Origin of the sequence: Methylobacterium sp. J-001, assembly GCF_022829565.1 — a bacterium.
Taxonomy (GTDB): Bacteria; Pseudomonadota; Alphaproteobacteria; order Rhizobiales; family Beijerinckiaceae; genus Methylobacterium.
Map to the genome: position 1 here is coordinate 107568 of NZ_JAKSYN010000162.1, position 26207 is coordinate 133774.

At 70.4% G+C, this 26207-nt stretch carries 26 protein-coding genes; 8 read left to right on the top strand and 18 right to left on the bottom strand.

Annotated elements, in window-relative coordinates; genetic code table 11:
• Nucleotides 1-29 precede the first annotated feature (29 nt).
• The 6 genes from pyrF to MKK65_RS20490 all read right to left on the bottom strand — a co-directional run bounded on the left by pyrF (nt 30) and on the right by MKK65_RS20490 (nt 4923).
• Nucleotides 30-722, bottom strand: a complete 693-nt coding sequence (pyrF, locus tag MKK65_RS20465) for an orotidine-5'-phosphate decarboxylase (RefSeq protein ID WP_243960021.1) — start codon at nt 720-722, stop codon at nt 30-32.
• Nucleotides 723-792: 70 nt separating this feature from the next.
• The gene (locus MKK65_RS20470) at nt 793-1131 is read right to left on the bottom strand and encodes a BrnA antitoxin family protein (protein WP_243959972.1); all 339 of its coding nucleotides are present in this window, start codon (nt 1129-1131) and stop codon (nt 793-795) included.
• Entirely contained in the window at nt 1118-1405 is a 288-nt protein-coding gene (locus MKK65_RS20475) for a BrnT family toxin (protein ID WP_058193135.1), read from the bottom strand. The genes MKK65_RS20470 and MKK65_RS20475 overlap by 14 nt, the downstream gene beginning before the upstream one ends.
• 53 nt (nt 1406-1458) lie before the next feature.
• Nucleotides 1459-2085: a uracil-DNA glycosylase family protein gene (locus tag MKK65_RS20480; protein ID WP_243959973.1), complete on the bottom strand. Its 627-nt coding sequence runs from the start codon at nt 2083-2085 to the stop codon at nt 1459-1461.
• Between the two features lie 143 nt (nt 2086-2228).
• Nucleotides 2229-4424, bottom strand: a complete 2196-nt coding sequence (locus MKK65_RS20485) for a xanthine dehydrogenase family protein molybdopterin-binding subunit (RefSeq protein ID WP_243959974.1) — start codon at nt 4422-4424, stop codon at nt 2229-2231.
• Nucleotides 4425-4467: 43 nt separating this feature from the next.
• A complete protein-coding gene (locus MKK65_RS20490; protein ID WP_243959975.1) occupies nt 4468-4923 on the bottom strand; it encodes a (2Fe-2S)-binding protein in 456 nt (151 codons plus the stop codon).
• Nucleotides 4924-5200: 277 nt separating this feature from the next.
• On the opposite strand from MKK65_RS20490, the gene MKK65_RS20495 reads away from it, so the two are divergent.
• Nucleotides 5201-6736, top strand: a complete 1536-nt coding sequence (locus MKK65_RS20495; RefSeq protein WP_243959976.1) for a sensor histidine kinase — start codon at nt 5201-5203, stop codon at nt 6734-6736.
• 334 nt (nt 6737-7070) lie between these two features.
• On the opposite strand, the gene MKK65_RS20500 is transcribed toward MKK65_RS20495, so the two are convergent.
• From MKK65_RS20500 to MKK65_RS31405, 3 genes are all read right to left on the bottom strand, one after another.
• Nucleotides 7071-7487 (bottom strand): EVE domain-containing protein, encoded by a 417-nt coding sequence (locus MKK65_RS20500; protein ID WP_243960022.1) that lies wholly within the window; start codon nt 7485-7487, stop codon nt 7071-7073.
• A 90-nt stretch (nt 7488-7577) separates the two neighbouring features.
• On the bottom strand, nt 7578-8984 hold the full coding sequence (locus tag MKK65_RS20505; protein WP_243960023.1) for an MFS transporter: 1407 nt from the start codon (nt 8982-8984) through the stop codon (nt 7578-7580).
• Nucleotides 8985-9128 (bottom strand): hypothetical protein, encoded by a 144-nt coding sequence (locus tag MKK65_RS31405; RefSeq protein ID WP_243959977.1) that lies wholly within the window; start codon nt 9126-9128, stop codon nt 8985-8987.
• Nucleotides 9129-9231: 103 nt separating this feature from the next.
• Between MKK65_RS31405 and MKK65_RS20515 the strand changes: the two genes are divergently transcribed.
• Together MKK65_RS20515 and MKK65_RS20520 are read left to right on the top strand one after the other, a co-directional pair.
• Nucleotides 9232-10089 (top strand): LysR family transcriptional regulator, encoded by an 858-nt coding sequence (locus MKK65_RS20515; protein WP_243959978.1) that lies wholly within the window; start codon nt 9232-9234, stop codon nt 10087-10089.
• A 246-nt stretch (nt 10090-10335) separates the two neighbouring features.
• Nucleotides 10336-11367, top strand: coding sequence for a hypothetical protein (locus tag MKK65_RS20520; protein WP_243959979.1), 1032 nt, complete (start codon nt 10336-10338; stop codon nt 11365-11367).
• A 138-nt stretch (nt 11368-11505) separates the two neighbouring features.
• Here the strand turns inward: MKK65_RS20520 and MKK65_RS20525 are convergent, their stop codons facing one another.
• The 4 genes from MKK65_RS20525 to MKK65_RS20540 form a co-directional block, all read right to left on the bottom strand.
• Nucleotides 11506-12498, bottom strand: coding sequence for an NAD(P)H-dependent glycerol-3-phosphate dehydrogenase (locus MKK65_RS20525; RefSeq protein WP_243959980.1), 993 nt, complete (start codon nt 12496-12498; stop codon nt 11506-11508).
• Nucleotides 12495-13349: a GNAT family N-acetyltransferase gene (locus MKK65_RS20530; RefSeq protein ID WP_243959981.1), complete on the bottom strand. Its 855-nt coding sequence runs from the start codon at nt 13347-13349 to the stop codon at nt 12495-12497. Before MKK65_RS20530 ends, MKK65_RS20525 begins: the two co-directional genes overlap by 4 nt.
• On the bottom strand, nt 13346-14407 hold the full coding sequence (gene tsaD, locus MKK65_RS20535) for a tRNA (adenosine(37)-N6)-threonylcarbamoyltransferase complex transferase subunit TsaD (RefSeq protein WP_243959982.1): 1062 nt from the start codon (nt 14405-14407) through the stop codon (nt 13346-13348). The genes MKK65_RS20530 and tsaD overlap by 4 nt, the downstream gene beginning before the upstream one ends.
• 112 nt (nt 14408-14519) lie before the next feature.
• Entirely contained in the window at nt 14520-14729 is a 210-nt protein-coding gene (locus MKK65_RS20540; RefSeq protein WP_058195152.1) for a molybdopterin-binding protein, read from the bottom strand.
• 297 nt (nt 14730-15026) lie between these two features.
• Here MKK65_RS20540 and MKK65_RS20545 point away from each other — a divergent pair, with 297 nt between their 5' ends.
• Nucleotides 15027-16574 carry an oligosaccharide flippase family protein gene (locus tag MKK65_RS20545; protein WP_243959983.1) on the top strand — a complete coding sequence of 516 codons (1548 nt, stop codon included), beginning with the start codon at nt 15027-15029 and terminating at the stop codon, nt 16572-16574.
• Nucleotides 16575-16965: 391 nt separating this feature from the next.
• On the opposite strand, the gene katG is transcribed toward MKK65_RS20545, so the two are convergent.
• The 3 genes from katG to MKK65_RS20560 all read right to left on the bottom strand — a co-directional run bounded on the left by katG (nt 16966) and on the right by MKK65_RS20560 (nt 21320).
• Nucleotides 16966-19287, bottom strand: coding sequence for a catalase/peroxidase HPI (gene katG, locus MKK65_RS20550; protein ID WP_243959984.1), 2322 nt, complete (start codon nt 19285-19287; stop codon nt 16966-16968).
• A gap of 775 nt (nt 19288-20062) precedes the next feature.
• Entirely contained in the window at nt 20063-20356 is a 294-nt protein-coding gene (locus tag MKK65_RS20555) for a hypothetical protein (protein WP_243959985.1), read from the bottom strand.
• A gap of 616 nt (nt 20357-20972) precedes the next feature.
• Nucleotides 20973-21320 carry a DUF2293 domain-containing protein gene (locus MKK65_RS20560; protein WP_243959986.1) on the bottom strand — a complete coding sequence of 116 codons (348 nt, stop codon included), beginning with the start codon at nt 21318-21320 and terminating at the stop codon, nt 20973-20975.
• Nucleotides 21321-21593: 273 nt separating this feature from the next.
• Here MKK65_RS20560 and MKK65_RS20565 point away from each other — a divergent pair, with 273 nt between their 5' ends.
• A complete protein-coding gene (locus MKK65_RS20565) occupies nt 21594-21863 on the top strand; it encodes a hypothetical protein (protein ID WP_058190955.1) in 270 nt (89 codons plus the stop codon).
• Between the two features lie 111 nt (nt 21864-21974).
• Here MKK65_RS20565 and rpsD read toward each other — a convergent pair whose 3' ends face one another.
• A complete protein-coding gene (gene rpsD / locus MKK65_RS20570) occupies nt 21975-22592 on the bottom strand; it encodes a 30S ribosomal protein S4 (protein WP_058190956.1) in 618 nt (205 codons plus the stop codon).
• A gap of 199 nt (nt 22593-22791) precedes the next feature.
• Between rpsD and MKK65_RS20575 the strand changes: the two genes are divergently transcribed.
• From MKK65_RS20575 to MKK65_RS20585, 3 genes are all read left to right on the top strand, one after another.
• Complete coding sequence (locus MKK65_RS20575) at nt 22792-23289, top strand: GNAT family N-acetyltransferase (RefSeq protein WP_243959987.1); 498 nt, start codon at nt 22792-22794, stop codon at nt 23287-23289.
• A gap of 50 nt (nt 23290-23339) precedes the next feature.
• Entirely contained in the window at nt 23340-24035 is a 696-nt protein-coding gene (locus tag MKK65_RS20580; protein ID WP_243959988.1) for a helix-turn-helix transcriptional regulator, read from the top strand.
• A 64-nt stretch (nt 24036-24099) separates the two neighbouring features.
• Entirely contained in the window at nt 24100-24474 is a 375-nt protein-coding gene (locus tag MKK65_RS20585; protein WP_243959989.1) for a VOC family protein, read from the top strand.
• Between the two features lie 66 nt (nt 24475-24540).
• On the opposite strand, the gene MKK65_RS20590 is transcribed toward MKK65_RS20585, so the two are convergent.
• Complete coding sequence (locus tag MKK65_RS20590; RefSeq protein ID WP_243959990.1) at nt 24541-26175, bottom strand: alpha-D-glucose phosphate-specific phosphoglucomutase; 1635 nt, start codon at nt 26173-26175, stop codon at nt 24541-24543.
• Nucleotides 26176-26207: the final 32 nt, after the last annotated feature.

Genomic DNA, 26207 nt, shown 5'->3' on the forward strand with positions numbered 1-26207 from the left:
TTCCGGTTGCCCGAAGGCAATGCCGGGGATCAGGCCAGTTCGGCGACGATCGCCTGGGCGACCGCGCGCGGGTCGGCAGCGCCGGTGATCGGGCGCCCGACCACCACGTGATCGATCCCGGCCTTGCGCGCGTCCCCGGGGGTCATCACCCGCTTCTGATCGCCGGCCTCGGCGCCCGCCGGGCGGATGCCCGGGGTCACGATCAGCCGGTCCGGCCCCACGATCCGCCGGACCGAGGTCGCTTCGGCGGCCGAGCAGACCAGACCGTCGACGCCGATCCCCGCGGCCTGGGCGGCGCGCTTGGCGACCAGCTCGGCCACCGGCAGGCCGTAGCCGGCCTCCGCGGCGTCGGCGTCGTCGTAGGAGGTGAGCACCGTCACGGCCAGGATCTTGAGGCTCGCGCCCCGCCCGCGCAGAGCCGCCCGCATGGTCTGCGGATAGGCGTGCACGGTCAGGAAGGTGGCGCCCAGGCCCGAGGCCGAGCGCACGCCCTCCTCGACGGTGTTGCCGATGTCGTGGAGCTTCAGGTCGAGGAAGATCTTGAGGCCCCGCGCCGCCAGCCGCTCGGCCAGCGCCAGCCCGCCCGCATAGCCCAGCCGGTAGCCGATCTTGTAGAAGGTCGCGGCATCGCCGATCCGGTCGATCAGCGCCTCGGCCTCGGGCACGCTCGGGAGATCGAGGGCCACGATCAGGCGGTCGCGGGGGTCGGCACGCACGGTCATCGAGTCGTCCTTCAGGCTGGCGGCACCGACCATGCCGCGGCGATCCCTGTCAATCTGGAGCCGGAGCCGATCAGCCGCGCTTGACGGCCTTGGTGCGCCGCTTGCCGCGCGCGATGCCCTCGGCCAGGGCCGCGTTCATGCGCGCCTGCCAGCCGGGGCCGCCGGCCTGGTAGGCGGCGAGCACGTCGGGATCGACGTTCAGCGAGACGGGGACGCCCTGCGCCTTCGCGGGGCGCCGGCCGCGCTGGTCCAGGGCGGCCGCGAGGTCCGGCGGCAGACCTTCGGAGCCGAGCCGCATCTGGGCCAGCTGTTCGGTCGTCAATTCGGGATTGTCGGACACCACGTCCCAATCTGCCTGCGAATAGGCCGCGTTCGGGACATAGCCGGGGGCGTGGTCAGAGGGCTTCATAGCGGGATCTCTCCGTCCGGTTGGCGCGGCGGACACTCACGACGTCGAAGGCTTCGGTCCCCAGCGGCGAGACGATCACGACGACCACGGCCTCGCCGAACCAAGTCCCGATGAGCAGGAAACGCGCACGGCCGGTGCGGCTCGGCTTGGTCGGGGCAGTTGCGTAACGGTCGAAGCTGAAGGCCTCCTCGAACTGGGCCGGATCGAATCCGTGCTTGGCGATGTTCGCCGACCGTTTCGGTTCCTGCGCGATGAACTTCACGAACCGCAGCATAGACCCAAACCCCGGGACCGGAAGCGGCAGCTCGGCGAAATCCGCAGCTGGATTTAGGCACCCAGCACCCGTGCCACCTCCGCCTTCAGCACCGGCAGCAGCTCCGCCTCGAACCAGGGCTCGCGCTTGAGCCAGCCGTTGTTGCGCCAGGACGGGTGGGGCAGGGGCAGGACCCGGGGGCGGCGGGGCTCGGCCAGGATCGCGCGCCAGCGCCGCACGGTGCCAGTCAGGCCGTCCTCCATCCGGCCCAGATGCCAGGCCTGCGCGTACTGGCCGATCACCAGGATGAGATCGAGGTTCGGCAGGCCGGAGAACAGCTCCGCCCGCCAGCGCTCGGCGCATTCCCGGCGGGGCGGCCGGTCGCCGCCCTTGGGGTCGAGACCGGGGAAGCAGGAGCCCATCGGGACGATCGCCACCTGAGCGGGGTCGTAGAACCGCGTCTCGTCGAGGCCGAGCCAGCTGCGCAGCCGCACGCCCGACGGATCGGTGAACGGCAGGCCGGTGCGATGGGCCCGCGTCCCGGGGGCCTGGCTCGCCACGCAGAGCCGCGCGCCGGTGCTGCCCTGCACGATCGGCCGCGGCTCCTGGGGCAGGGGCGGCCCGTAGAGCGGGCTGTCCCGGCAGAGGCGGCAGGCACGCAGGCGGGTGGCGGTGTCTTCGAACGGGACGGGTGCGGGCATCGGCTCCAAGATGGCGAGCGGCCGCGCAGAAACCAAAAAAAACGGCGCGGTGTCGCGCCGCGCCGTCGTCAGTCGGGTCTCTTGCCTTGGGGGGAAGGCCCCTCCGTCCTACGCCGGCGTAGACCGGCGCGGCGTGCGATTCGTCACGCGCCCTTTACGCCGGAGAGGTCGAGGGGCAGGGCGCGCAGGCGCTGGCCGGTGGCGGAGAACACCGCGTTGGCGATGGCCGGCGCCAGCACCGGGACGCCGGGCTCGCCGATGCCGGTGGGCGCTGCCTGGCTCGGCACGATATGCACTTCGACCTTCGGCATCTCGCTCATGCGGGTCGGCTCGTAGGCGTCGAAATTGTGCTCCTGCACCTGGCCGTCCTTCAGGGTGATGCGGTTGCGCAGCACCGCCGACAGGGCAAAGCCGACCGCGCCCTCGACCTGGGCGCGGATCACGTCCGGGTTGACCGGGACGCCGACATCCACCGCCGCCACGATCCGGTTCACCCGGATCCCGGAATCCTGCGCTGTGACGTCGGCCACCATGGCGACGTAGGAGCCGAAGGATTCATGGACCGCGACGCCGAGCCCGCGGCCCTTCTCCTGCGGCTTGCTCGTCCAGGCAGCCTTGTCGGCGGCGAGCTTCAGCACGCCGGAGAGGCGCGGCGCCTGCGCGAGCAGCGACAGCCGGTAGGCCACCGGATCGACGTCGGCGGCATGGGCCAGCTCGTCGATCATCACCTCCATCACGTGCGCGGTGTGGGTGTGGCCGACCGAGCGCCACCACAGGACCGGCACGCCCTCGCGGCCGTTATGGACGCCGAAGCGGTAGGCCGGCAGCGCGTAGGGCGTGTCGGAGGCGCCCTCGACGGTGGTCGAGTCGATGCCGTTCTTGACGATCATCGCCTCGAAGGGCGAGCCGATCATGATCGACTTGCCGACCATGACGTGGTCCCAGCCGACCACCGCGCCCTTGGCGTCGATGCCGGCCCGGACCTTGTGCAGCACGGTCGGCCGGTAATAGCCGCCGGCCATGTCGTCCTCGCGGGTCCAGACCAGGTGGACCGGGGCCTTCTCGCCGGAGGCCTTGAGCACGGTGGCGGCTTCCGCGAGGTAGTCGGCGGTGGGCGTCGCCCGGCGCCCGAAGGAGCCGCCGGCCCAGTTGCTGTGGAGCCGGACCCGGTCGGGCGTCACCCCGAGGATCGCCGCCATGGTCGCCTGCTCCACGGTCTGGAACTGGAAGCCGGCATAGACGTCGTAGCCGCCGTCGGCAGCCCGCTCGATCGTGGCGTTCAGGGGCTCCATCGCCGCGTGGGCGAGGTACGGGAAGGTGAACTCGGCCTCGATCACCTTGGCGGCGCCCTTGAGCGCGGTCTGCGGGTCGCCGCGCTCGGAGGCGGCGAGGCCGGGCCCCTTGGCGCGCTCCCGGTACTCGGCCAGGATCGCGTCCGACGAGCGGGTCTCGGCGGTGCTGTCGTCCCAGGTGACGGTCAGCGCCTCGCGGCCCTTCATGGCCGCCCAGGTGTCCCGGGCGATCACCGCCACGCCGGTGGGGACCTGCACCACGTCGAGGACGCCCGCGACCTTCCGGGCCGCGGCGGCGTCGAAACCCGTCACGGTGGCGCCGAAGCGCGGCGCGCGGGCCACCACGGCGGTGACCTGGTTCGGGCGGCGGATGTCGAGGGAGTAGATCGCCGAGCCGTTGGTCTTGGCCACGGAATCGAGGCGCGGCACCTTCTGGCCGATGAGTTTCCACTCGCTCGGGTCCTTGAGCCGCGGCTCGGACGGGACCGGCAGGGAGGCGGCCGAGGCGGCGAGTTCGCCGAACCGGGCCTGCCGGCCCGAGGGCTCGTGGCGGACCACGCCCTCGGCCACCGTGATCTGCGCCACCGGGACCTTCCAGCGGAAGGCGGCCTCGGCCATCAGCATCTCCCGGGCGGCGGCGCCGGCCTTGCGCAGCTGGAACCAGGAATTGGCCACCGCGGTGGAGCCGCCGGTGCCTTGGATCGGGCCCATCAGGCTGTTGTTGTAGAGCGTCGCGTCCGCGGGCGCGAACTCGGTGCGGACCGTCTTCCAGTCGGCGCCGAGCTCGTCGGCCAGGATCGTGGCCAGCCCGGTGGTGTTGCCCTGGCCCATGTCGAGATGCTTGATCACCACCGTGACGGTGTCGTCCGGGGCGATCCGCACGAAAGCGTTGGGCTGGGCCTTGACGCTCGCGAGGTCCGGGCCGGCGGCGGCCCGGGCGGGTTTCGCGTCCAGCCGGAAGGCGACCACGATGGCGCCGGCACCGGCCAGGAGGCCGCGGCGGCTGGGTCGGACGGGCGATGCGTTCGGTCGACGGGCGTTCAGCATGGCGGCGATGCTCCGGTCAGGACCGCGGGGAGGGGCAGGGTCTTCAGGCGAGGTCGCGCGCGGCCTCGTGGATCGCGGCGCGGATGCGCTGGTAGGTGCCGCAGCGGCAGATGTTGCCGTCCATGGCGCCGTCGATGTCGGCGTCGCTGGGCTTGGCGTTGCCGGATAGGAGCCCGATCGCCGACATGATCTGCCCGGACTGGCAGTAGCCGCACTGCACGACGTCGAGCTTGCGCCACGCGGCCTGGACGGCCTCGGCCACCCGGCCCGAGATGCCCTCGATGGTCGTCACCTGGGCGGTGCCGACATCGCCCAACTTCGTCTGGCAGGACCGCACCGGCTGCCCGTCGAGATGGACCGTGCAGGCGCCGCATTGCGCGATACCGCAGCCGTACTTGGTGCCGGTGGCGTCGAGGCGGTCGCGCAGGACCCAGAGCAGCGGCATGTCCGGATCGGCGTCGATCGCGTGGGTGACGCCGTTGACGGTGAGCTTCGGCATGGTCGGCGGCCCTCGGTCGACACGCGGAACCCGGCGCGCACCGGATCGCGGCACTCGGCCCGCCACGCGTGTCGTTTACCGTAATCGGCCCCGGGCCGGCAACGATGTGTGGCAGCGCACGGACGCCCCGAGTACGGGCCGCCGCGAAACCGGGGCCGATGCGTAAGATGCGACCGATGTCGGCAGCCGCTTCTTAAGACATCCGCCCCATCCTGGCGCCATCACCAACCCTTCCCAGCTGGCCCGCGCCGCGTTCGAGCCGAGTTTCAAGAGACCCATGTCCGATCTCACCGTCGAGATGGTGCAGCGCGGTCGCGGCCCTTCGACGGAGGAGGCGGCGCGACGCCTCGGTGTCGCCCGCGAGATCCGCTCGGCCCGCGAGAAGCTGACCTCGCAGACCGGCCTGGAGCGGGCCTTCGACCACGAGCTGCTGCGCCATTACGCCCAGTACCGGGCCGGGGCCGGCATCCCGCTGGTCCTGTTCGCCGCGACCATGGCCACGGCCGCGACCTTCTGGATCGCGCCGGTCGTCGCCGCCCTCTGGGCGCTCGGCGTGTTCCTGATGATCACGCTCAACACCACGCTGAGCCGCAGCTTCCTGCGCGCCGACGCGGCGACGATCCCGCTCGCCCGCTGGCGCCGCCGGTTCCTGATCGGCGAGGTGCTGCAGAGCCTGTCGTGGTCGGCGATGATCGGCCTCGGCGCCACCGGTGGCTGGACCTTCGCGCTGTTCGGCCTGGTGATCGCGGCCGCCGTCACCACCATGCTGGCCGCCACCGTACCGGCGGCGGCGGTGACCGCTCTGGTGCCGCTGGCGCTGGCCACCGCGTCGCTGGCCGCCTTCTCCAAGGGCATGGACGCGCTGCTGCTGGTTGCGATGGCCGGGGGCGCGCAGATCTTCTTCCTGGGCTTGTCCCGCCGCCTCTATGCCTCGACGGTGGGCGCCCTGCGCTCGCGCGCCGAGAAGGATGCGGTGTTCGGCGAATTGGAGCAGGCCAAGGCCAATTCCGACGAGGCGCGCCGCCGGGCCGAGGAGGCGAACCTCGCCAAGTCCCGCTTCCTCGCCACCATGAGCCACGAGCTGCGCACGCCGCTCAACGCCATCCTGGGCTTCTCGGAGGTGATGAAGAACGAGGTGTTCGGCATCCACACGGCGCCGTCCTACCGCGAGTACTCGAACGACATCCACGACAGCGGGATGCACCTCCTCAACCTGATCAACGAGATCCTCGACCTGTCGCGCATCGAGGCGGGCCGCTACGAGCTCAACGAGGAGGCGGTGCAGCTCGCCCACATCGTGGAGGAGTGCCGCCACATGATGGGCCTGCGGGCCAAGGCGAAGAACCAGACCTTCCACGATCTGGTCGACGGCTCGCTGCCGCGGCTCTGGGCCGACGAGCGGGCCCTGCGCCAGATCGTGCTGAACCTCCTGTCGAACGCCGTGAAGTTCACGCCGCCCGGCGGCGAGATCTGGCTGAAGGTCGGCTGGACCGCCTCAGGCGGGCAGTACGTCTCGGTGAAGGACAGCGGCCCCGGCATCCCCGAGGACGAGCTCGGCACCGTGATGTCCTCGTTCGGCCGCGGCTCCCTGGCGATCAAGACCGCCGAGCAGGGCTCGGGCCTCGGCCTGCCGATCGTGAAGGGGCTGGTGGAGCTCCACGGCGGCCAGTTCCAGCTGTCCTCGCGGCCGCGCGAGGGCACCGAGGTGATCGTGACCCTGCCGGCCTCCCGGGTGATGGACACGCTGCCGCCGGTCGATGTCGGCGCGGACACGTTCGTGCCGGTCCGCAACGCCTTCAACCGCGCCGCCTGAGGAAAAGGGGTTCCCAAAGGGCAAGCCCTTTCAAGAGGCTGCTCTGAGAGTCAGGCCGTGGCGTTGGGCCGGTCGGCACGGCCCTTTTCCCGGGCGCATGCAGCGCCAGCGGAATGCGACCCGGGACCCAGCACAATACGGCGCGCAGCGTCCGCCTGATCGACCTGTGCCGCTGGCGCGGCGCTTCGTGTGCTGGGTCCCGGATCAGGTTCCGCTTCGCTTCACCTGTCCGGGAAAGGGGCGCGCGTGATCGGCTCGGTAGCGCCGATCCCAAGACGCACACCTAGCCAGACACTTTGAAGGCGCTGGTCATCGACCTTTTGAAACCGGGACCTTACGGGGTCGCGGCCAGGGCGCGGATGCGCTCCCACTCCGCCTCGGTGACCGGCTGCACCGACAGGCGCGAATTGTTCACCAGCACCATGTCGGCCAGCGCCGGATCGGCCTTGATCGCGTCCAGCGTCACCGGCCGGGGCAGGGCCTCGACGGCCTTCACGTCGACCATGCCGAAGCGGCCGGTCTCGTCGGTGTGGTCGGGGTAGTAGGGCCGGATCACCGCGACGATGCCGACCACCGCCTTGCCCTCGTTCGAGTGGTAGAAGAAGCCCTGCTCGCCGACTTGCATGGCCATCAGCTGCTTCTTGGCGAGGTGGTTGCGCACGCCGTTCCAATGCGTCCCGGCCTCACCGGCCGCGACCTGCTGATCCCACGACCAGGTCGCGGGCTCGGATTTGAACAGCCAGTACGCCATCACGCCGTCTCTCGTGGGCCGCCCCGTCGCGGCGGCCCGGCCCCCATAGCGCAGCTCTCCCCGATGCGCACAGGCCCCTCGGGCAACCGCTCACCGCCCGTTGCGGCCGAGCACGAGCCGGCTCGCCCCCGCGAAGGCCCAGGCGCAGAGCCCGCCATAGAGCATCACCCCGTCGAAGCCCCGGACCAGCGCCTGCCGGGCGATCGATTCGGTGAGATCCGCGGCCCCGGCCACCGCGAGGTTGCCGGCGGCGACCGCCTCCGCGAGGGCGTCGAGCGCCGTCCCCTGCGCCAGCGGGCCGAGGCCGGACCGGACGCCGTGGAGCAGGAGGAAGCCCATCAGGGCGATGTTGACGGCGAGCGCGATCATCCGCGCGCTCATGTCCATGCCCGAGGCCATCCCGGCGCGTTCCGGGGGCAGGGCGCCCGTGGCGGTGTTGGTGACCGGCGTGTTGGTGAGGCCGAGCCCGGTGCCGGCCAGGATGCAGCCGGGCAGCAGCGTCAGCCAGCCCGCCTCCGCGCCGGCGGCGGCCAGGCGCATCAGCAGGAAGCCGGCGCCGATGGTGAACAGGCCGAGCGGGATGACCAGCCCCGGGCCGTGGCGCAGGAGCAGCCGCTCGGCCAAGGGCGGCACCACCAGGGTCGGCAGGGTATAGGCCAGGAGCGCGAGGCCCGCGGTCACGCTGTCGTAGCCCAGCACCGCCTGGAAGTAGATCGGCAGGTAGATTACGAACGGCCAGAAGCTGAAGTTCATCGCGCTCGATCCGAGCAGGGCCCCCGCGAAGCGGCGGTTCCGGAAGGCGGCGAAGTCGAACATCGGCCGCGCCGCCCGGGTCTCCACGACGACGAACGCCACGAAGCTCACGGTGCCGGCGAGCGCCAGCAGGCTCGCCGGATCGTCCCATTGGAGCGGCTGCCCCCGGGTGATCAGGTAGACCAGGCTGAACACCGCCACCGACAGCGTCGCGATGCCGGGGACGTCGACGCGCCGGGCGTGCGGATCACGGGATTCGACGACACCGGCCCGCGCCAGGCCCAGGGCGACCAGCGCCAGGAGGACGTGGACCAGAAAGACCCATTCCCAGCTCAGGGCCGCCACGGTGACGCCGCCGATCAGCGGGCCGAAGCCCAGACCGAAGCCGAACACGATCCCCCACCAGCCGAAGGCCGTCCCGCGCTCGCGCCCGTCCCGGAACTGGTGCGACAGCACGGCGGTCTGGCAGGCCAGCATCGCGGCGGCGCTCAATCCTTGAAGGAACCGGGCCGCGATCAGGACCGGGGCGCTCGGCGCCAGCCCGCAGACGAGGGAGGCCGCCCCGAACGCCGTCACGCCGATCAGGAACACCCGCTTGCGGCCGAACCGGTCGGCCAGGGTCCCCATGGCCATCAGGCAGGTGGTCATCGCCACCGTGTAGGCGTTCATGATCCACTGGAGCTGCCGGAAATCCGCCCCCAGGACCCGCTCCAGGGTCGGCAGGATCGACGGGATGCTGGAGATCTACAGCTCCAGCATCAGGGCCGAGAGGCAGACGGCCGCCAGCGCCAGGCTATTTCCGGTCTTGCGATCGATGGGACCGTGATCCGACCCGGAACCGGGCAGGAAATCCGGAATGTCTTGAAGGTCACCAAGCTTGCTCGGCATGAATCCGCACCGTCACGGGTGATACGAGAACGTAGCGGACCCTGGCGCGTGCTTGATCACAACACAATCGAATACAAATCTATTTCAGTGATGACGAAACGGGATGGTGCCGGTGCTGACCCTCGACGTCGACGCGGTGCGGACCTTCGTGACGGTGGCGGACCACAGGAGCTTCACCCGCGCCGCCGAGGCGCTCGGGGTGACGCAGGGGGCCGTCAGCGTGAAGCTGCGGCGCCTGGAGGACCGGCTCGGCCAAAGGCTGATCGAGCGCACGCCGCGTCAGGTCCGGCTCTCGGCGCAGGGCCAGATCTTCATCGGCGCGGCGCGCGAGTTCCTGGCCGCGCATGAGCGGGCCGTGGCGGGCCTGGCGGAACCGCGCCGCCGGTTCCGGCTCGGGATCGCCGCCCACGTCATGGGCCCGGAGGTGCCGGGCCTGCTCGCCCGGTTGAAGTGCCTCGATCCGGCGCTGGCGATCGAGGTGCTGCTCGACAATGCCCGCCCCCTGCTCGACGGGTTCGAGGCCGGCACGCTCGACGCGGTGATCATCCGCAGCGACGACGACCGGCGCGAGGGCGAGATCCTGGGGCCGGAGCCTTTCGGCTGGTTCGCGGCACCGCATTTCGAGCACCGGGCCGGCGAGACGCTGCGGCTGGCCGCGACCTCGCCCTGCTGCTCCATCCGGGACGTCGCCACCCAGCTCCTGGACCGGGCCGGCATTCCCTGGACGGAAGTCTTCGTCGGCGGCACCGCGGCGATCAGCGCCGCCCTGTCGGCCGGCCTGGCGGTCGCGGCCTTCCCACGCCGGCTCGCCCCGGCCGACGTGATCGACGTCGGCGACGCGCTCAGGCTCCCGCCGATCCCCTCCCTCGCCCTCGTGCTGCACTCGTCCCTGACCGACCCGCGGAGCAAGGACGCGCTCCGGGCGATCACGGCGGCATTCCGCGAGCATCGGCGGGGTTAGCGGCCCGATCGTGTCGTCCGGGGTGCAGCGCGAGAGGCACCGGACCCAGGGAACCCGGGACACGGCCCTGGAGCCGCAAGAGGTCCCGGACCTTGAAACGCCAGGGTCAGAATCCAATCCGCTTGGTCATGACCATGTCCGAGAAGAGTGATTTTGCAACTGTCCGCTTCCGAGCAAGCGTTCCGAGAAGCAGACGCTGCCATCGCGCCTGCCTCGACCCTTTGCGAAATCTAGAAGGGGAAGACCATGAGCGACAAGACAACTCGAGTTCGTGTTGCCGCAACGTGCGTGGCCGTTCTCAGCAGCCTTGCGGTCCTCGGACCAGGAGCAGCAGGACCGAGCGATTATCGCCCCATCGCATGGTACTTCGATCTCAAGCACCTCGGCGAGACGCTGCCCTCTGACTGGTCGCCTCCCGCCGGTCAAACCATCCTCCAGCCCTTCGCCATGCCGACATCGAAGGTGACGGCGCGTGCGGCCTTCGAGGTTCCCAATGAGGGCAACTGCCCCGAGTACCTCTTCGGATTCCACGCCGGCCGCGTCGGCGTCGATCTTTCCGCCCCTCAAGTGGGGTTCACGACCTATTCCAGTCAGGCCCACGCTCCGCACAACGTCCACCTCCTGACGCTCCAGGCTCCGCGCTGCCGCATCACGTTGCGCATCAGCAAGGCCATACGAGATGGTGATGGCACTTGGCACCGGGTGGCGGCCTGGTCTCGGGCCGATGTCTGGTCTCAGAACGGAGGACCCGGACCTTTCCCCTCGCAGCCTGAGGCCGATGTCTCAGACCCCCAAGCGCAAGAGGCCGCACGCCAGCGTTTCACGGTCGAGCAGCGTGCTTGGGAGAAGCGCTTGAACGATTGGCACGCCCCACGCCAGAAAGCCTTGATGGACGAGATGCGCCAGCGCGATCCGGCTCGCGCAACCGCGGTCGACGAGAAGCGGTGGCCCCGCGAATTCTCGGACTCCGGCTACATGGACGAGTTCTGGCTCACCGACACGAACGAGCCTTGCTTCGAGGCGAGCGGCTACATGGAGGTCGGGCCCTCCGGCTTGCGATTGACCTACCGCCCTCTGTTCCAGCGTGCAGACCCTCTGGCATCCCCCTCCGGCTCGGAGTCTCTCGTGCCGTTCGGGGCATCCATCACCTACAACGACGCGGACACCGCAGCCACGCTCACTCTCTACAGCCCAACCTGTCGTCTGGAGATCGGTATCGACGAAGAGATTCGGACGACGAGCGGATGGGTATCGGCGCCTGTGAAGCATCCCTCCTGACGACGGCTTTCCACCTCACGCCGACCTTGCTTGGCGCCCAGCACAGGCCAGCTTTTCAGGAAGGCCCGTATGGCCGTACGCACGGCTGGCCTAGGTCGAAAGCACAGACCTCAGGGTCAAGCTGCGCGAGCTCAGACCCTAATCCGTCTCGCCGCGCAGCGGCCGGGCCAGCAGGCCGGCGATCACGTCCTCGACGCCGGCCTCGCCGGCCACGATCGCCGCTACCGCCTGGGCCACCGGCATCTCGATGCCCCTTGCCGCCGCGAGGCCGGCGAGCGCCGCGGCCGTGAAGGCGCCCTCGGCGAGCTTGCCGCCGGCGGCCTCCTCCGGGCCGGCACCGGCGCCAAGCCGCTGGCCGAAGGCGAAGTTGCGCGATTGCGGCGAGGAGGCGGTGAGCACGAGGTCGCCGAGGCCCGAAAGGCCCATCAGCGTCTCGGGCCGGCCGCCGAAGGCGCGGGCGAAGCGCATCAGCTCGGCGAAGGCGCGGGCGATCAGGGCCGCCCGGGCGCTCTCGCCCAGCCCCCGGCCCGCCACGATCCCGCACGCGATGGCCAGCACGTTCTTGCCGGCGCCGCCGATCTCGACGCCGCGCACGTCGTCGGTGTGGTAGAGCCGGAAGCTCGGCCCCGAGAGCAGCGTGCTCAGCGTAGCGGCGAGGCCGGGATCGGTGGCCGCCAGGGTCACGGCGGTGGGCAGGCCGCGGGCGACGTCGGCCGCGAAGCTCGGGCCGGACAGGACCGCGACCGGCGTTCCCGGGGGCAGGACCTGCTCGGCCACCGCGCTCAAAAAGCTGTCGGTGCCGCGCTCGATGCCCTTGGCGCAGAGGATCACCGGCCCGGCCGAGGCCAGGGGGCCGCGCAGGGCTTCCAGCACGCCGCGCACGGTCTGGGCCGGCACGACCAGCAGGGTCGCCCGGGCGCCGGCGAGTTTTTCGGATCGGGCGGTCGCGTGGATGCCAGCTTGGAGCGGCACGCCCGGCAGGTAGCGCGGGTTTTCCCGCTCGGCCTGGAGCCTGGCGGCGGCCTGCGGGTCGCGCAGCCAGAGGGTGACCGGGTGCCCGGCCGCGGCAGCCGCGTTGGCGAGCGCCGTCCCCCAGGCGCCGCCGCCGACGACGTTGATCGACGCGCTCATGCCGAAACCTCCACGGGGTCGAGCCGGTAAAGCCGGTGGGTGCGCAGCGGCCCGTCCGGCACCGCCGGATGCGGGAAGGTCCCGGACGGGGCCATCCCGAGCCGTTCCATCACCGCGCGGGAGCGGTCGTTGCCGGAGGCCGTGTAGGCCACGACGGTGCGGAGGCCGCAGCGCCCGGCGAGGTCGGCCAGCGTCAGCCGCGCGGCCCGCGTGGCGATCCCGTGGCCCCAGGCATCCCGGGCGAGGCGCCAGCCCAGCTCGATCGTCGCGCCGATCCGCTCGCCCCCCGGGAACGGCATGGCCTGCATGATCCGGAAGGCGCCGACGAAGCCGACGAAGCGCCCGTCCCGCTCGACCGCCCAGGGGCCGAACCCGTCCGCCACGAAGCGCCGGTCGCAGCGGACCGCCTCGACGGCGCTCTCCGTCTCCGTCCGCAGCCGGGGGAAGAACTCCATCACCATTGGGTCGGCGTTGAGCGCCGCGAACGGGGCCGTATCGTCCGGGCGCCAGCGGCGCAGGAGCAGGTCGCCGTCCCGGAGGCCCTCGGGCACCGGGGCGGTGGCGATCTTGCCCCGCCAGGCCAGGGAGCGCCGGTTCAGAAGGGCGAGATCGGCGCGGCCGTCGAGCACCGCCTCGCCGAGGTCGATCGCGTGCTCCAGGTCGTCGGCGGGCATGTTGGCGTGGGCGGGCGGGGCCACGCTGTCGCGCCAGGGCCCGCCGCAGGCATTGTCGAGGAGGATGCGGGCGAAGCAATGGTCGAGATGGACCGGCCAGCCGGGCCGGGCGGCCTCGGGCAGGCGGCGCGCGACGAGGTCCCGCCACTGCGCGCGCCGGTCGGCGGCCGCACTCATCCGGCCGGGACCGCATCCCGGGCCGGGTCGGCGGCGAGCGGCCAGCGGGGGCGGGCCGGGGCGGTCAGGTCGTCCACGAGCCCGAGGCGCAGCCGCTCCAGCCCGGCCCAGGCGATCATGGCGCCGTTGTCGCCGCAGAGCGGCAGGGGCGGGGCGACGAAGCCGAGGCCGGCCTCGCCGGCCAGCGCCGCCAGTGCCCGCCGGATCGCCCCGTTGGCCGAGACGCCGCCCGCCGCCACCAGGGCGGTGGGCCGGCCGGCGACGCCCGAGAAGGCCCGCAGGGCCACCCGGGCGCGGTCCACCACCACGTCGACCACGGCGGCCTGGAAGCTGGCGCAGAGGTCGGCGACGTCGCGCTCGGCCAGCGGGGCGATCCGCTCGGCCTCGATCCGCAGGGCGGTCTTGAGGCCCGACAGGGAGAAGTCCGCCTCGCGCCGGCCCAGCATCGGCCGGGGCAGGGCGAAGCGCTCGGGATCGCCGGATTCGGCCATGCGCTCGACCTCGGGTCCGCCGGGATAGCCGAGGCCCAGCAGCTTGGCCGCCTTGTCGAAGGCCTCGCCGATGGCGTCGTCCACCGTCGAGCCGAGGCGCACGTAATCGCCGACCCCGCGCACGGCGACGAGCTGGGTGTGGCCGCCCGAGGCCAGCAGCAGCAGGTACGGGAAGGGCAGGTTGTCGGTCAGCCGCGCGGTCAGCGCGTGGGCCTCGAGATGGTTCACGGCGAGCAGCGGCTTGCGGGTGACCAGCGCCAGGGTCTTGGCCGTGACGAGGCCGACCAGCACGCCGCCGATCAGCCCGGGCCCGGCCGCCACCGCGATCCCGTCGAGATCCGGGAACCCGATCCCGGCCTTGTCGAGGGCGCGGGCGATCAGCCGGTCGAGCACCTCGACATGGGCGCGGGCGGCGATCTCGGGCACGACGCCGCCATAGACGGCATGCTCGGCGATCTGGCTCAGGACCTCGTTGGCGCGGATCTGCCCGAGCCCGTCCTCATCGACGGACACCACGGAAGCGGCGGTCTCGTCGCAGGTGGTCTCGATGCCGAGCACGGTTTTCACGGGCCACTCCCTCGATCAACGGACCTGCACGCCCCCGCCGGAGAACCTGCCGGGCCGGGGGTAATCCGGGCGCCGGGCGGGCGCAATGACCGCCCGGGCGCCGAAGGGCCGCTCAGTCGACCGCGATCATCACGTCGGAGGCCTTCACCACCGCGTAGGCCGGGCCGCCGGCCACGAGCTTGAGCGAATCGACCGCCTCGTTGGTGATCGCGGCGGTGATCACCTGACCGGGGCTGATCTCGATCTTCACGTGGGCCGTGGTCGATCCCTTGTCGACGGAGACCACCGTGCCCTTGATGACGTTGCGTGCGCTGATCTTCATGATGTGCCGCAAAGCTCCCTGGCCGCACGGGGCGGCCTCCGGCGGGTCTCCTACAACATGGCGCGGACCGGCGCGACCACCCCGGCGCCGCGTCGCGGGGGGCGAAACCAGCCCGGTGCAAGCGCCCGGGCGGACCCGCCCGCATACCCCTAATGGATGACCGGCGGGCCTCAATTCGACGTTGACGCCCTCAATCCTGCTTATCTGAGTAGGACCGACACTAAGCCATGTAGATTTAGGCTATTGTATTAATAAATACAGTACACCGGCCGATCAGCCGGACCGCGAGGGGGCCGGATGGCTGGACAAAGTGGCGACCCGCACCGCGCCGTCACGGCGGCCCCGGCCCAGCCCTCGCTGGGCACGACGGCATCGATCGGGATCGCGTGGCTCGCCCTCCAGAACGTCGGAACCCGCATCGTCGGCTTCGTCAGCCAGATCATCCTGGCGAAGATCCTGCTCCCCTCCGATTACGGCACCATCGCCCTGGCCACCGGCGCCATCGCGATCGTCAGCTCGTTTGCGGATTTCGGCCTCGAGGAGATCCTGGTCCAGCGGCAACAGACGATGCGCCTCTGGCGCACCGCCGCGTTCTGGATGAGCCTCACCATCGGGCTCGTCCTCGCCGTCGCCTGTATCGCGGCGAGCCCGTTCTTCGCGATGCTGTACGGCGCGCCCGCGGTGACGGGGCTGATCGTCATCCAGGCGCTCGCTTTGCCGATCCGGCAACTCGGCACGATCCCATCGGCGGCGATCAACCTGGCCCTGCGCTTCGACATCGTGGCCCGGGTCGCGTTCCTGGAGCTGCTCGGCCTGCAGGTGCTGACGATCGCCTTCGCGACGGCCGGATGCGGCGCCTACAGCTTCGCCCTGCCGGTCCCGATCATCGCGGCCGCCCGGACGGCCTATCTGTGGCGCCTCTGTCCGCAGGCGATCGGAGCCCGGCCGTTCGTGCGCCGGTGGCGGCACATCGCCCGGCGCAGCATCGCGCTGGTGGGCAGCCGCATCCTGTCGACCTTCAGCGGGCAGGCCGACCTCATCCTGCTCGGCATCTTCGCGACCACGACGGAGGCCGGCCTCTACGTGTTCGCTTATCGGCTGGCGATCCAGCCGGTCCGGGTCCTCGCCGGTAGCATCACGGGCGTGATGCAGGCCACCCTGTCGCGCCTGCGCAACGACGTCCACGGCCAGACCCAGGCGGCGCTCCGGTCGTCCCGCCTGCTGGCCTTCATCGTCATGCCGACCTGCTTCATCCCGATCCTGATCGCCGAGCCGGCCATCGCCCTGCTGTTCGGGGAAAGGTGGTCCGCCACCGGAATCGTCGTCAAGGCCCAGTGCATCGGCTTGGCCTTTTTCTCGGTCTCGTGGATTTCCGGGGCGCTCGTTCAGGCGCAGGGGGCGTTCGGCCTGGATCTCATCCTGGAGATCGTCTTCTCCGGCTGCCTGCTGCTGATCATCGGCCTGGGCGTCCATCTCGCCCCGCACGCCAGGATGGACGTCAACATCGCCTTCGCGATGCTGACCTATTACGTGCTCGTCCAGCCGCTCTACGCCTATGTCATCCTGCGGCGCGGCGGTGCCACGCTGAGGCAGGTCGCGGTCATCCATCTCGTCCCGGCCCTCTACGCATCGGCGGCCGTCGGGCTGGCGGCCTGGCTGACCAGCCATCCCGTCTTCGATGCCCACGAGCTCCTCGACATTCTGGTGGCCAGCTCGATCGCCCTGACCATCTATGTCGCCCTGCTGCGGCTCTTCTCCCGGGACGTGTTCGGGGATCTCGTCGCGCGATCCCGTCCGCTCATCCGGAAGGTCGGCAGGTTGCGGCTCGCGCTCGGCAGTCCCTGATCGCGGATCGTGCGGGATGCCGGAGCTTCGGCTGAACGCCGCCGGGTCGGCCGGGGCTGAGGCAGCATGACCGCGTCGAGTCGATTTCCGCTCGCGCAGGAGGCCCTCGCGGAGGGTAAGGCCTCATCGGTTTGACAATAGGCGAACAGCCGATCGCCGCAGACTATCGCCTGCGCCCGGCTGCGGATTTGCCTCACACGCTCCGTCTCCACCGTCCTGAGAGGCTGCGCCGCAATGGTGCGAGGACCATCTGTGCGCGCATGCGCGGATCTCGTTGGGCGGATAACCCGGCGTCACTGCGTTCGTCTGTGGCCGTGGACGCGCATATCCAAGGGAACCCCGCCCCGCCGGACGGCGGGACGGGGTTGTGGGCTGGCGAGGCCGCCGTCGATCAGGCCGCCATAGGCCCGTAGCGCCGGTGCCCCTTCACGTCGTAGCGGTCGAGCATCATCACCTTGTCCCAAACCCGCACGAAATCCGCCACGAACCGACGTTGGCCGTCGCTGCCGGCATAGGCATCGGCGATGTTGCGCAACTGCGCGTTCGACCCGAAGACGAGATCGTTGCGCGTGGCCTCGAACTTCACCGTTCCACTTTCGCGGTCCTTGAGTGTGAAGGCTGTTCCAGCCGCGTCGACCTTCTCCCAGACCAGACCTGTGTCGGTCAGGTGGCGGAAGAAGTCCGTCGTCAGCCCCCCCACCCGATCGGTGAAGATGCCGCGGTTCGACCCGTCGTGATTGGCGTTGAGGGCCCGCAGGCCGCCGGTCAACACCACCCATTCCGGCGCGGTCAGCGTCAGCAGGTTGGCCTTGTCGAGGAACATCTCCTCCGGCGACAGGCTCTGTGCCATCGCACCGAACCCGTCATCGACGTAGTTGCGAAACCCGTCCACCACGGGCTTCAGCCACTCGAACATCTCGATGTCCGTCAGGTCCTGCGTGGTGTCGACCCGGCCGGGCGAGAACGGCACGGACGTGTCGACCCCGGCCTCCTTGGCGGCCTTCTCCACGGCGACGCAGCCGCCGAGCACGATGAGGTCGGCCAGCGAGACCTGCTTGCCATCGGTGCGCCCGCCATTGAACGCAGCCATGACCGAGCGGAGCGCCTCGACCACAGGTGCCGCCCGGCGGTTGACGATCCAATCCTTCTGCGGGGCGAGGGCGATACGGCCGCCGTTGGCACCGCCGCGCTTGTCGCTGTCGCGGTAGGTCGAAGCCGCCGAGAAAGCGGTGAAGGCCAGGTCCGAGACGGAAAGGCCCGTGGTGAGGATCGCCTGCTTGAGGGCCGCGACCTCGTCCGCGCCGATCGGCGTGTAGGGGGCATCGGGGATCGGATCCTGCCACAGCAGGCCGTCCTCGATCGTCACCTCCGGACCGAGGTAGCGGTGCTTGGGCCCCATGTCGCGGTGGGTGAGCTTGTACCACGCCTTGGAAAAAGCCTGCGTGAAGGCGTCGAAGTCGTTGAGGAACTTCTCACAGACCTTGCGGTACTCCGGATCGACCTTCAGGGCGATGTCGGACGTCATCATCATGAGGGGATGCATTTGGCCCGCGACATGGGCGTCGGGGGTCTTGGGCGCGTTCGGGTCCTTCGGCGTCCACTGCAGGGCGCCGGCCGGGCTTTTGGTCTGCTCCCACTCGAACTTGAAGAGGTTCTCCAAGTAGGCATTGTCCCACTTGGTCGGATCGGGGGTCCAGCTGCCCTCGATGCCGTTGGTCATCGTGTCCTTGCCGGAGCCGGTGCCCTTCGGGTTGTGCCAGCCGAGCCCCATCGCCTCCATCGGCGCCATTTCCGGCGGTGGTCCGATCTCCTTGGCGGGGGTCATGCCGTGGCTCTTGCCGAAGGCATGGCCGCCGGCGATCAGCGCCACCGTCTCCTCGTCGTTCATGGCCATGCGCGTGAACGTCACCCGGATGTCGTTGGCCGAGCCCTGCGGGTCACCGTTCGCGTAAGGCCCCTCGGGGTTCACGTAGATCAGCGCCTGGTGAGAAGCCGCGAGCGGGTTTTCCAGGTCGTAGTCGGCGTCGCCGTTCTTGCCGCGCCAGCGCTTGTCGCGGTTCACCATGTCGTCGAAGCTCGACACCGAACCCATCTCGACGACTTCGGGGCCCCAGTAGGTGGCGTTGTCCGCCTCCCAGGCGTCCAGGCGCCCGCCGCCGAATCCGTAGGTCGGCAGGCCCATGATCTCCAGGGCGCAGTTGCCGGTGAGCACCATGAGGTCGGCCCAGGAGAGGGCGTTGCCGTACTTGTGCTTGATGGGCTGCAGGAGACGACGCGACTTGTCGGTGTTGCCGTTGTCCCACCAGCTTGAGATCGGCGCGAACCGCTGCATCCCGGTACCGGCGCCGCCCCGCCCGTCCGCGATGCGGTACGTGCCGGCCGAATGCCAGGCCATGCGGATCATCTGCGGGCCGTAATTGCTGTAATCGGACGGCCACCACGCCACCGACGAGGTCAGAAACTGCTTGATATCGCTCTTGAGGGCGTCGAGGTCGATCGTATTGAATGCGGCCGCGTAGTCGAAATCAGGGCCAAGGGGATCGGCGGCGACGCCGTTCTGATGCAGAAGCTCGACCCTCAGGCGGTGCGGATACCAATTCTCGAGTGCCGGACGGCTGCCGAGAGCTCCGCCGATGCGGTCGCCCCCGAAGGGGCACTTGCCTTCCATTGGGTACGATTCGGTATTGGTCTTGTCGATCGTCATCTCGTCCATCAATATCCCCTTAGGCGTAGGACCTTGTCGCCCGGCGGATCGGGCCGCCGGCCTGTCGCTGCCAAAGGCGCGACACGTGCGACTCGTCTTCGCGGAAGCGCCTGTCTGCGCGATCCGACATCACGGGCGAAATCAGGCGCTCAGTCCTAAAAGCAAGATGTCGCGGCCGCCGTTTTAGGCTAGACGCCAACCGACCTCTCAGAGGGCGAGGCGCCTCACATTTGCGCGATGCGGCACTGTGCAGACGGTGCGCTCGTGCGGCTGGAGATCGCTCGTCCGTCATCAAGCCAAGTCCTCCGACGAGACACGCCGCACGCCATCCACCCTGTGAAGTGCGGCGACGAGAGGCGGCACGCTCCGGGGTCGGGGCGGCCCAGCTCCAGCCTGCGATGACGTCCGGCATGCCATGGCAGACACGGATCGCCGGATGCGGGTTCTGCTTCGACGTCGCCACGGTGATGCAGGCGATCGCGTCGCGTGGCGCGATGGCGAAGCCGGCATCCTTGCCGATGGTTCGGCGAGGCTCGACCGTCACGGCTTTGCCAATGGCCTCATCGCAGGTTGCCGGCCCGGCTGCCGTCACGGGGGAAGACGCGATCGAGAGCGTCCCGCGCGAACACTGCCCCGAGATCATCACCGCGCGATCACTGCCGGGCGACGGCAGACAGGGCCTGGAAGCCCTGCATCGCGCGGGCCTCTTCACGCACGCTGACCGAAGGCCGGCGAAGGCCGCCCACCTCCGCGCAGACGTCGTTTCGCGGCTCGAGCCGTGTGATCAGCGCTGCATATCCTTGGGCAAGTGCTGGATCGGATTGACCGGGCCGCTGCCACCGCTCCCCTGCACGGAGCCGCCCTTCATAACGTCGGTCGACGCACGGATGGTGCTCGGCGGCGCGACCTGCCCCGTCGGCTGATGCGCCGGAGAGACCGGACTGTCGGCATGATGGGTCCCCGAAGGCAGGGTCGCCGGGGTCGGTTGATCGATCTGGCTGTTGACCGACTGCGCGTGCGCGGCACCCGACAGGGTCAGGATCATCAGGCCGAGGCCACCGGCGGCGGCGAGGGTCATCGGCCGGGCAGGCACGGGTCGCATCGACAATGGGGCTCTCCTCGAGGGATTCGATTGCGGATCGGCCCCGCACGAATGCGGCGCGGGGCCCTGCCGACATGGATCGGAGGCGCGATGACCCACGCGGCTCGGCGCGTCGCATCGCGCCGGCGGTGTGCCTTACTTGACCCCGCTCGGCTGTCCGGTCGGTCCCATGCCGATCCCGCGACCGTTCGGCGCGGAGGATGAGGCCGTCCCTGCATCCTTGTTCATCATGGTCCGGCGATGCGCCTTCGTGCGATGGCGGGTCATTCTGGCCCAGCTTGTCGGAGCCCCGTTGAGGTCCACAGCGCGCGCACCAGCGGACGCGGTAGCCGGCGTGGCGAGACTCATCGCAGCCAGCACCAGGCCGGCTGACACACCCATGAACCGGAGTGCCATGATCGATAGACCCCTGAATTTCGAGATACATTCTAGAAACAAGGGCCGAACTCAGGGTGACCGGCTTGGTTCCACACGCGGCGATGTCCTGCCTGCATCGTCAGCAATCCGCGGGCGGAACGATCACGTCCGGTCTCAGCCGGGGCCTGTTCCACGGGCGGCCCAGGTCGGCGGCAGCCTTTCGGAGGCACGCGCCCTAAGCCGGATCCTCCTCCGGATCGGCCTCGGCGTCCGCTTCCGGGATCGGCGCGGCCCCCCAGGCGGTCAGCGTCGCGTTGAGGTCGTCGAGGACGAAGTGCCGGGCGCTGTCGCGGTCATAGCCCTCGCCCAGGAGGTCGTCGTAATCGGTAAAGACGTGGCGGGCATAGGCCACCAGGGCGAGGCGCGCGGCCGTCTCCGGGGCGGCGCCGCGCAGGCCCGGGCTCGCCAGCGCCCGGTCGAGGGCGGCATCGGCCTCGAAGGCGGGCAGGCGCGGGGCGAGGCGGGCCAGGGCCGCGGCCACGGCCTCGCGGCGGTTCCGGGGCAGGGGCGGGGCGCCGCTCACCGGGCGCCTCCCGGCCTGGAGCGCGCGCCGCCGAAGCGGATGCCGCTTGGGCGCGCGCGGGCGCGATCGAGCGCGGCCCCGGGCACCATGATTTTGCCGCCGCGACCGGCGAGGATGCGCACAGCCGAAACGAAGACCGGTCCTGCGCAAGTGCGCGCGTCAGGCCAGAGGCTTAGGGCCGCCCCGGATTGCGCCGCGAGCGGTGGCAGCCCTAAGGTCGTCGACAAATGTGGCGTGGCCCTCAGACAGCCCGCCGACGGGGAGATCAGGTCCATGGCAACGATCCGTCACGCGGTGATCCTGGGCGTCCTGCTCGGGGCGGCGCCGGCCCTCGCCCAGAGCCCGGCTCCCGACGGCGCCGGGCTCGGCCGCCGGGTCACGGCCACCGGGCAGACCAAGCCGCCGAGCCCGGCGGTCACGGGTGCGCCCCGGCCTATCAACGAGGTCGCGATGATCAAGGCGCAGAAGGCCGCGGAAGCCCGCTCGAAGGCCTGGGACAGCAAGATGCGCCACACGATGGGCACGATCTGCAGCGGCTGCTGAGCCCGATACGGAAAGGGGCCGCCCCTGCGGGCAGCCCCTTTGTTTGCGTCGGTTACAGTCCCGTAGCACACCCCGATGCCGGCTCGGCCTCGGGGGGCGCATCCCGGCAACTCAGCGGGAGTAGAACTCGATGACGAGGTTCGGCTCCATCTGCACCGGGTAGGGCACCTCGGACAGGCTGGGGATGCGGGTGACGCGGGCGGTCATCTTGGCGTGATCGGCCTCGATGTAGTCCGGCACGTCGCGCTCCGGCAGCTGGGTCGCCACGATGACGATCTCCAGCTGGCGGGAGGATTCCTTGACCTCGATGAGGTCGCCGGCCTTCACCTGATAGCTCGGGATGTTCACCCGGATGCCGTTGACCTTGACGTGGCCGTGGTTGACGAACTGGCGCGCCGCGAACGGGGTCGCCACGAACTTCGCCCGGTACACGACGGCGTCGAGGCGCCGCTCGAGCAGGCCGACCAAGTTCTCGCCGGAATCGCCGCGCAGGCGGATCGCCTCGGCGTAGTAGCGGCGGAACTGCTTCTCGGTGATGTTGCCGTAATAGCCCTTGAGCTTCTGCTTGGCGCGCAGCTGCGTGCCGAAGTCGCTCATCTTGCCCTTGCGGCGCTGGCCGTGCTGGCCGGGGCCGTATTCGCGGCGGTTGACGGGGCTCTTCGGGCGGCCCCAGATGTTCTGGCCCATGCGGCGGTCGAGCTTGTGCTTCGCCTGAATCCGCTTCGACATTGTTTCGCGTCCTCTCGTGACCGAGATTGAGGAACGCGCCCTCCTTTTCCCGGACCCTTGAGGGCCGGGACGACAGGGCGGGAGGATCCCGCCCACGGGTGCGCGTGAAAACGCGACGGGGCCCCGTGCGGAGCCCCATCGACGGCCGGGTCTTTAGGGGATGGACCCGCCCGGGTCAACCACAGGAGGTCCTTTGAGGGTGGCGGAAACATTCCGGATCAGACAGGCGGAACCGGCGGACGCGGCGGCGATCCGGACGCTGGTGGACGCGGCCTACGCCAAGTGGATCCCGCTGATCGGCCGCCTGCCGACGCCGATGCAGGCCAATTATGCGCAGGCAGTGCTGAATCACCGCTTCGACCTGCTCCAATCCGGCGAAGGATTGGCCGCGCTGATCGAGACTCTGCGCAGAGACGACGATCTGCTGATCGTCAACATCGCGGTCCATCCGAATGATCAGGGCCGAGGCTACGGCACCGAGCTCCTGGCCCACGCCGAGTCGATCGCCGCCGAAGCCGGGCTCCCACGGCTGCGCCTCTACACGAATAAAAAATACACGGCGAACCTGCGCCTCTACGCCGCCCTCGGCTACCGGGTGGAGCGGGAGGAACTCTACGGCGGCCCGGGGCGGACGCTGGACGACGACATCACCGTGCATATGGTCAAGGATCTCGGCCCGAGCCGGCATCGAGCCTGAATGTTGGATGCTGTCATCCGCTGGCAGTGACCCGGGCGTAGACGCGACCGATGTCCCGCTCGGAACGCCTGTTCGACCTGCTCCACGTCCTGCGGCGGCACCGGCGTCCGGTCAGCGGGTGCGTGCTGGCGGAAGAGATAGGCGTGAGCCTGCGCACCCTCTACCGGGACATCGCGAGCCTCCAGGCGATGGGCGCCCTCATCGCGGGGGAACCCGGAGTCGGGTACGTCCTGAAGCCGGGCTTTCTGCTGCCGCCGCTGATGTTCAGCCCGGAGGAGATCGAGGCGCTGGTCCTGGGCTCCCGCTGGGTCGCCGACCGCGCCGACGACCGGCTGAGCGGCGCGGCCCGGAGCGCCCTCGCCCGGATCGGCGCGGTCCTGCCCGACGACCTGCGCGAGACCTTCGAGAGCGCGGCGCCGCTGGTCGGCCCCGGCACGCCCGCCCCACCTGAGGCGGTCGCTCCCGCGCTGCTGCGCAGGGCGATCCGCACCGAGCGCAAGCTGGCGCTCCGCTATCGCGACGGGGCGGGCGCGGTGTCCGAGCGGATCGTCTGGCCGTTCGCGCTGGCGTTCTTCGACGCTGCCCGCATCCTGCTGGGCTGGTGCGAGCTGCGCCAGGGCTTCCGGCACTTCCGCACCGACCGGATCGCCGCCGCGGACCTGCTCGACGCCCGCTACCCGAAGCGCCGGCAGGCCCTGCTCAAGGACTGGCGGCAGGTCGAGGGGATCACTGATCCCGCTGCTTAATGCTGCCGGAATCTGGCAGCTGCGCCGGATATCGGGGTTCCGCCCTCACCGACAGGAGCGACCGATGACCGAGCCCAGCAACATCCTTCTCTACGTCACCGACCCGGAGGCCAGCGCGCGCCTCTACGCGCGCCTGCTCGGCCGGGAGCCGGTCGAGGCGAGCCCAACCTTCGTGCTGTTCGCGCTGCCCTCGGGGCTGGCGCTGAGCCTGTGGGCACGAAGCGGTGTCGTACCCGCCTCCACCACGCCCGGCGGCGGCAGCGAGATCGGCTTCCGGGTGGACACGGCCGCCCGCGTGGATGCACTCCACGCCGACTGGCTGGCGACGGGGGCCGAGATCGTCCTGGCGCCGACGGATCTCGATTTCGGCCGGAGCTTCGTCGCGGTCGATCCCGACGGGCACCGCCTGCGGGTCTATGCGCGCGCCGAGGACCAATGAAAGCTGCGATCGGGCTCCACCCCGATACCCCGCCAAAGGGCTGAACCCTTTGGAAACCCGAACCGCTCAGGTCACCACGCTCGGCTCGACCCGGCCGGTGCGGGGCTCGATCTCCGCGAGGGCGCGGGCCGCCGCCACGACCGGCGCCAGCACCTCGGCGACGGGGCGGTCCAGCCAGGCCGGATCGGCCTCGTAGCGCTCCAGATAGACCCGGAGCGTCGCCCCGGCGGTGCCGGTGCCCGAGAGGCGGAAGACCACGCGGGCATCCTCGGCGAAGGCGATGCGGATGCCCTGGCGCTCGGTGAGCGAGCCGTCGACGGGATCGCGATAGGCGAACTCGTCGGCCGTCGAGACCGTGAGGTCGCCGAGCCGCGTGCCCGGCAGCCCGGCGAGTTTTTCGCGCAGCGCGTCCATCAGGCCGTTGGCGGCGTCCGAATCCACCTCCTCGTAATCGTGGCGGGCATAGTAGTCGCGACCGTGGGTCCGCCAATGCGCCCGGACCAGGGCGTCGGCGCGCTCGCCGGTGGCGGCCAGGATGTTGAGCCAGAGCAGAACCGCCCAGAGCCCGTCCTTCTCGCGCACGTGGTTCGAGCCGGTGCCGGCGCTCTCCTCGCCGCACAGGGTAATCAACCCGGCATCGAGCAGGTTGCCGAAGAACTTCCAGCCGGTGGGCGTCTCGTAGGCCTGGATGCCCAAAGCTGCCGCGACCCGGTCGGCGGCGCGGCTCGTGGGCATCGACCGGGCGATGCCGGCCAAGCCGCCCGCATAGCCCGGCGCCCGGTGAGCATGGGCGGCGAGCAGGGCGAGGCTGTCGCTCGGCGTCACGAACAAGCCCGGGGCCACGATCATGTTGCGGTCGCCGTCGCCGTCCGAGGCGGCGCCGAAATCGGGGGCGTCCGGCCCCTGCATCAGGTCGAACAGGTCGTGGCAATGGACCGGGTTCGGATCCGGGTGATGGCCGCCGAAATCCTCTTTTGGAATGGCGTTGACCACCGTGCCCTGAGGCGCGCCGAGCATCCCCTCCAGGATCGCGGTGGCGTAGGGACCGGTGACCGCACTCATCGCATCGAAGCGCATGCGGAAGCCCGAGGCGAACAGGCGCGACACCGCGTCGAAATCGATCAGCGTGCGCATCAGTTCGGCGTAGTCGGCCACCGGGTCGATGACCGCGACCGTCATGGCGCCGAGACGGGTCTCGCCCAAAGTGTCGAGGTCGAGATCCGGGGCCTCGACCAGGCTGTAGCGGGTGAGCGCCTTGGCCCGCTCGAAGATCGCGTCGGTGACGGTCTCGGGCGCCGGGCCGCCATTGGCAGCGTTGAACTTGATGCCGAAATCGCCGTCCGGCCCGCCCGGATTGTGGCTCGCCGACAGGACGATGCCGCCGATCGCCTTCGACTTGCGGATCACGCAGGAGGCCGCCGGGGTCGAGAGCAGGCCGCCGCGCCCGACCAGCACCCGGCCGAAGCCGTTGCCGGCGGCGAGCCGGAGGGTCTTCTGCACCACCTCGCGGTTCAGGAAGCGCCCGTCGCCGCCGAGCACCAGGGTGGCGCCCGCCTTGTCGGGCAGGGTGTCGAAGATCGCCTGGACGAAGTTCTCGACGTAGTTCGGCTGCCGGAACACCGGCACTTTCTTGCGCAGCCCGGAGGTGCCCGGCTTCTGGTCGGGGAAGGGCGTGGTGTCGACGGTCGTCGGAGTCGTCATGGACGGGCGTCTCCCTGGATCTCCCGCCTCCA

Bases quoted from the DNA above. Each gene is read 5' to 3' on its own strand.
- MKK65_RS20530 (WP_243959981.1), bottom strand. From the start codon at position 13,349: ATGAGTGCGGCCGCCGACCGGCGCGCGCAGTGGCGGGACCTCGTCGCG.
- MKK65_RS20485 (WP_243959974.1), bottom strand. From the start codon at position 4,424: ATGCTGAACGCCCGTCGACCGAACGCATCGCCCGTCCGACCCAGCCGC.
- MKK65_RS20490 (WP_243959975.1), bottom strand. From the start codon at position 4,923: ATGCCGAAGCTCACCGTCAACGGCGTCACCCACGCGATCGACGCCGAT.
- MKK65_RS20525 (WP_243959980.1), bottom strand. From the start codon at position 12,498: ATGAGCGCGTCGATCAACGTCGTCGGCGGCGGCGCCTGGGGGACGGCG.
- MKK65_RS20515 (WP_243959978.1), top strand. From the start codon at position 9,232: ATGGTGCCGGTGCTGACCCTCGACGTCGACGCGGTGCGGACCTTCGTG.
- MKK65_RS20540 (WP_058195152.1), bottom strand. From the start codon at position 14,729: ATGAAGATCAGCGCACGCAACGTCATCAAGGGCACGGTGGTCTCCGTC.
- MKK65_RS20545 (WP_243959983.1), top strand. From the start codon at position 15,027: ATGGCTGGACAAAGTGGCGACCCGCACCGCGCCGTCACGGCGGCCCCG.
- MKK65_RS31405 (WP_243959977.1), bottom strand. From the start codon at position 9,128: ATGCCGAGCAAGCTTGGTGACCTTCAAGACATTCCGGATTTCCTGCCC.
- MKK65_RS20495 (WP_243959976.1), top strand. From the start codon at position 5,201: ATGTCCGATCTCACCGTCGAGATGGTGCAGCGCGGTCGCGGCCCTTCG.
- MKK65_RS20470 (WP_243959972.1), bottom strand. From the start codon at position 1,131: ATGAAGCCCTCTGACCACGCCCCCGGCTATGTCCCGAACGCGGCCTAT.
- MKK65_RS20585 (WP_243959989.1), top strand. From the start codon at position 24,100: ATGACCGAGCCCAGCAACATCCTTCTCTACGTCACCGACCCGGAGGCC.
- MKK65_RS20555 (WP_243959985.1), bottom strand. From the start codon at position 20,356: ATGACCCTCGCCGCCGCCGGTGGCCTCGGCCTGATGATCCTGACCCTG.
- MKK65_RS20475 (WP_058193135.1), bottom strand. From the start codon at position 1,405: ATGCTGCGGTTCGTGAAGTTCATCGCGCAGGAACCGAAACGGTCGGCG.
- pyrF (WP_243960021.1), bottom strand. From the start codon at position 722: ATGACCGTGCGTGCCGACCCCCGCGACCGCCTGATCGTGGCCCTCGAT.
- MKK65_RS20480 (WP_243959973.1), bottom strand. From the start codon at position 2,085: ATGCCCGCACCCGTCCCGTTCGAAGACACCGCCACCCGCCTGCGTGCC.
- MKK65_RS20500 (WP_243960022.1), bottom strand. From the start codon at position 7,487: ATGGCGTACTGGCTGTTCAAATCCGAGCCCGCGACCTGGTCGTGGGAT.
- MKK65_RS20520 (WP_243959979.1), top strand. From the start codon at position 10,336: ATGAGCGACAAGACAACTCGAGTTCGTGTTGCCGCAACGTGCGTGGCC.
- rpsD (WP_058190956.1), bottom strand. From the start codon at position 22,592: ATGTCGAAGCGGATTCAGGCGAAGCACAAGCTCGACCGCCGCATGGGC.
- katG (WP_243959984.1), bottom strand. From the start codon at position 19,287: ATGGACGAGATGACGATCGACAAGACCAATACCGAATCGTACCCAATG.
- MKK65_RS20565 (WP_058190955.1), top strand. From the start codon at position 21,594: ATGGCAACGATCCGTCACGCGGTGATCCTGGGCGTCCTGCTCGGGGCG.
- MKK65_RS20580 (WP_243959988.1), top strand. From the start codon at position 23,340: ATGTCCCGCTCGGAACGCCTGTTCGACCTGCTCCACGTCCTGCGGCGG.
- MKK65_RS20590 (WP_243959990.1), bottom strand. From the start codon at position 26,175: ATGACGACTCCGACGACCGTCGACACCACGCCCTTCCCCGACCAGAAG.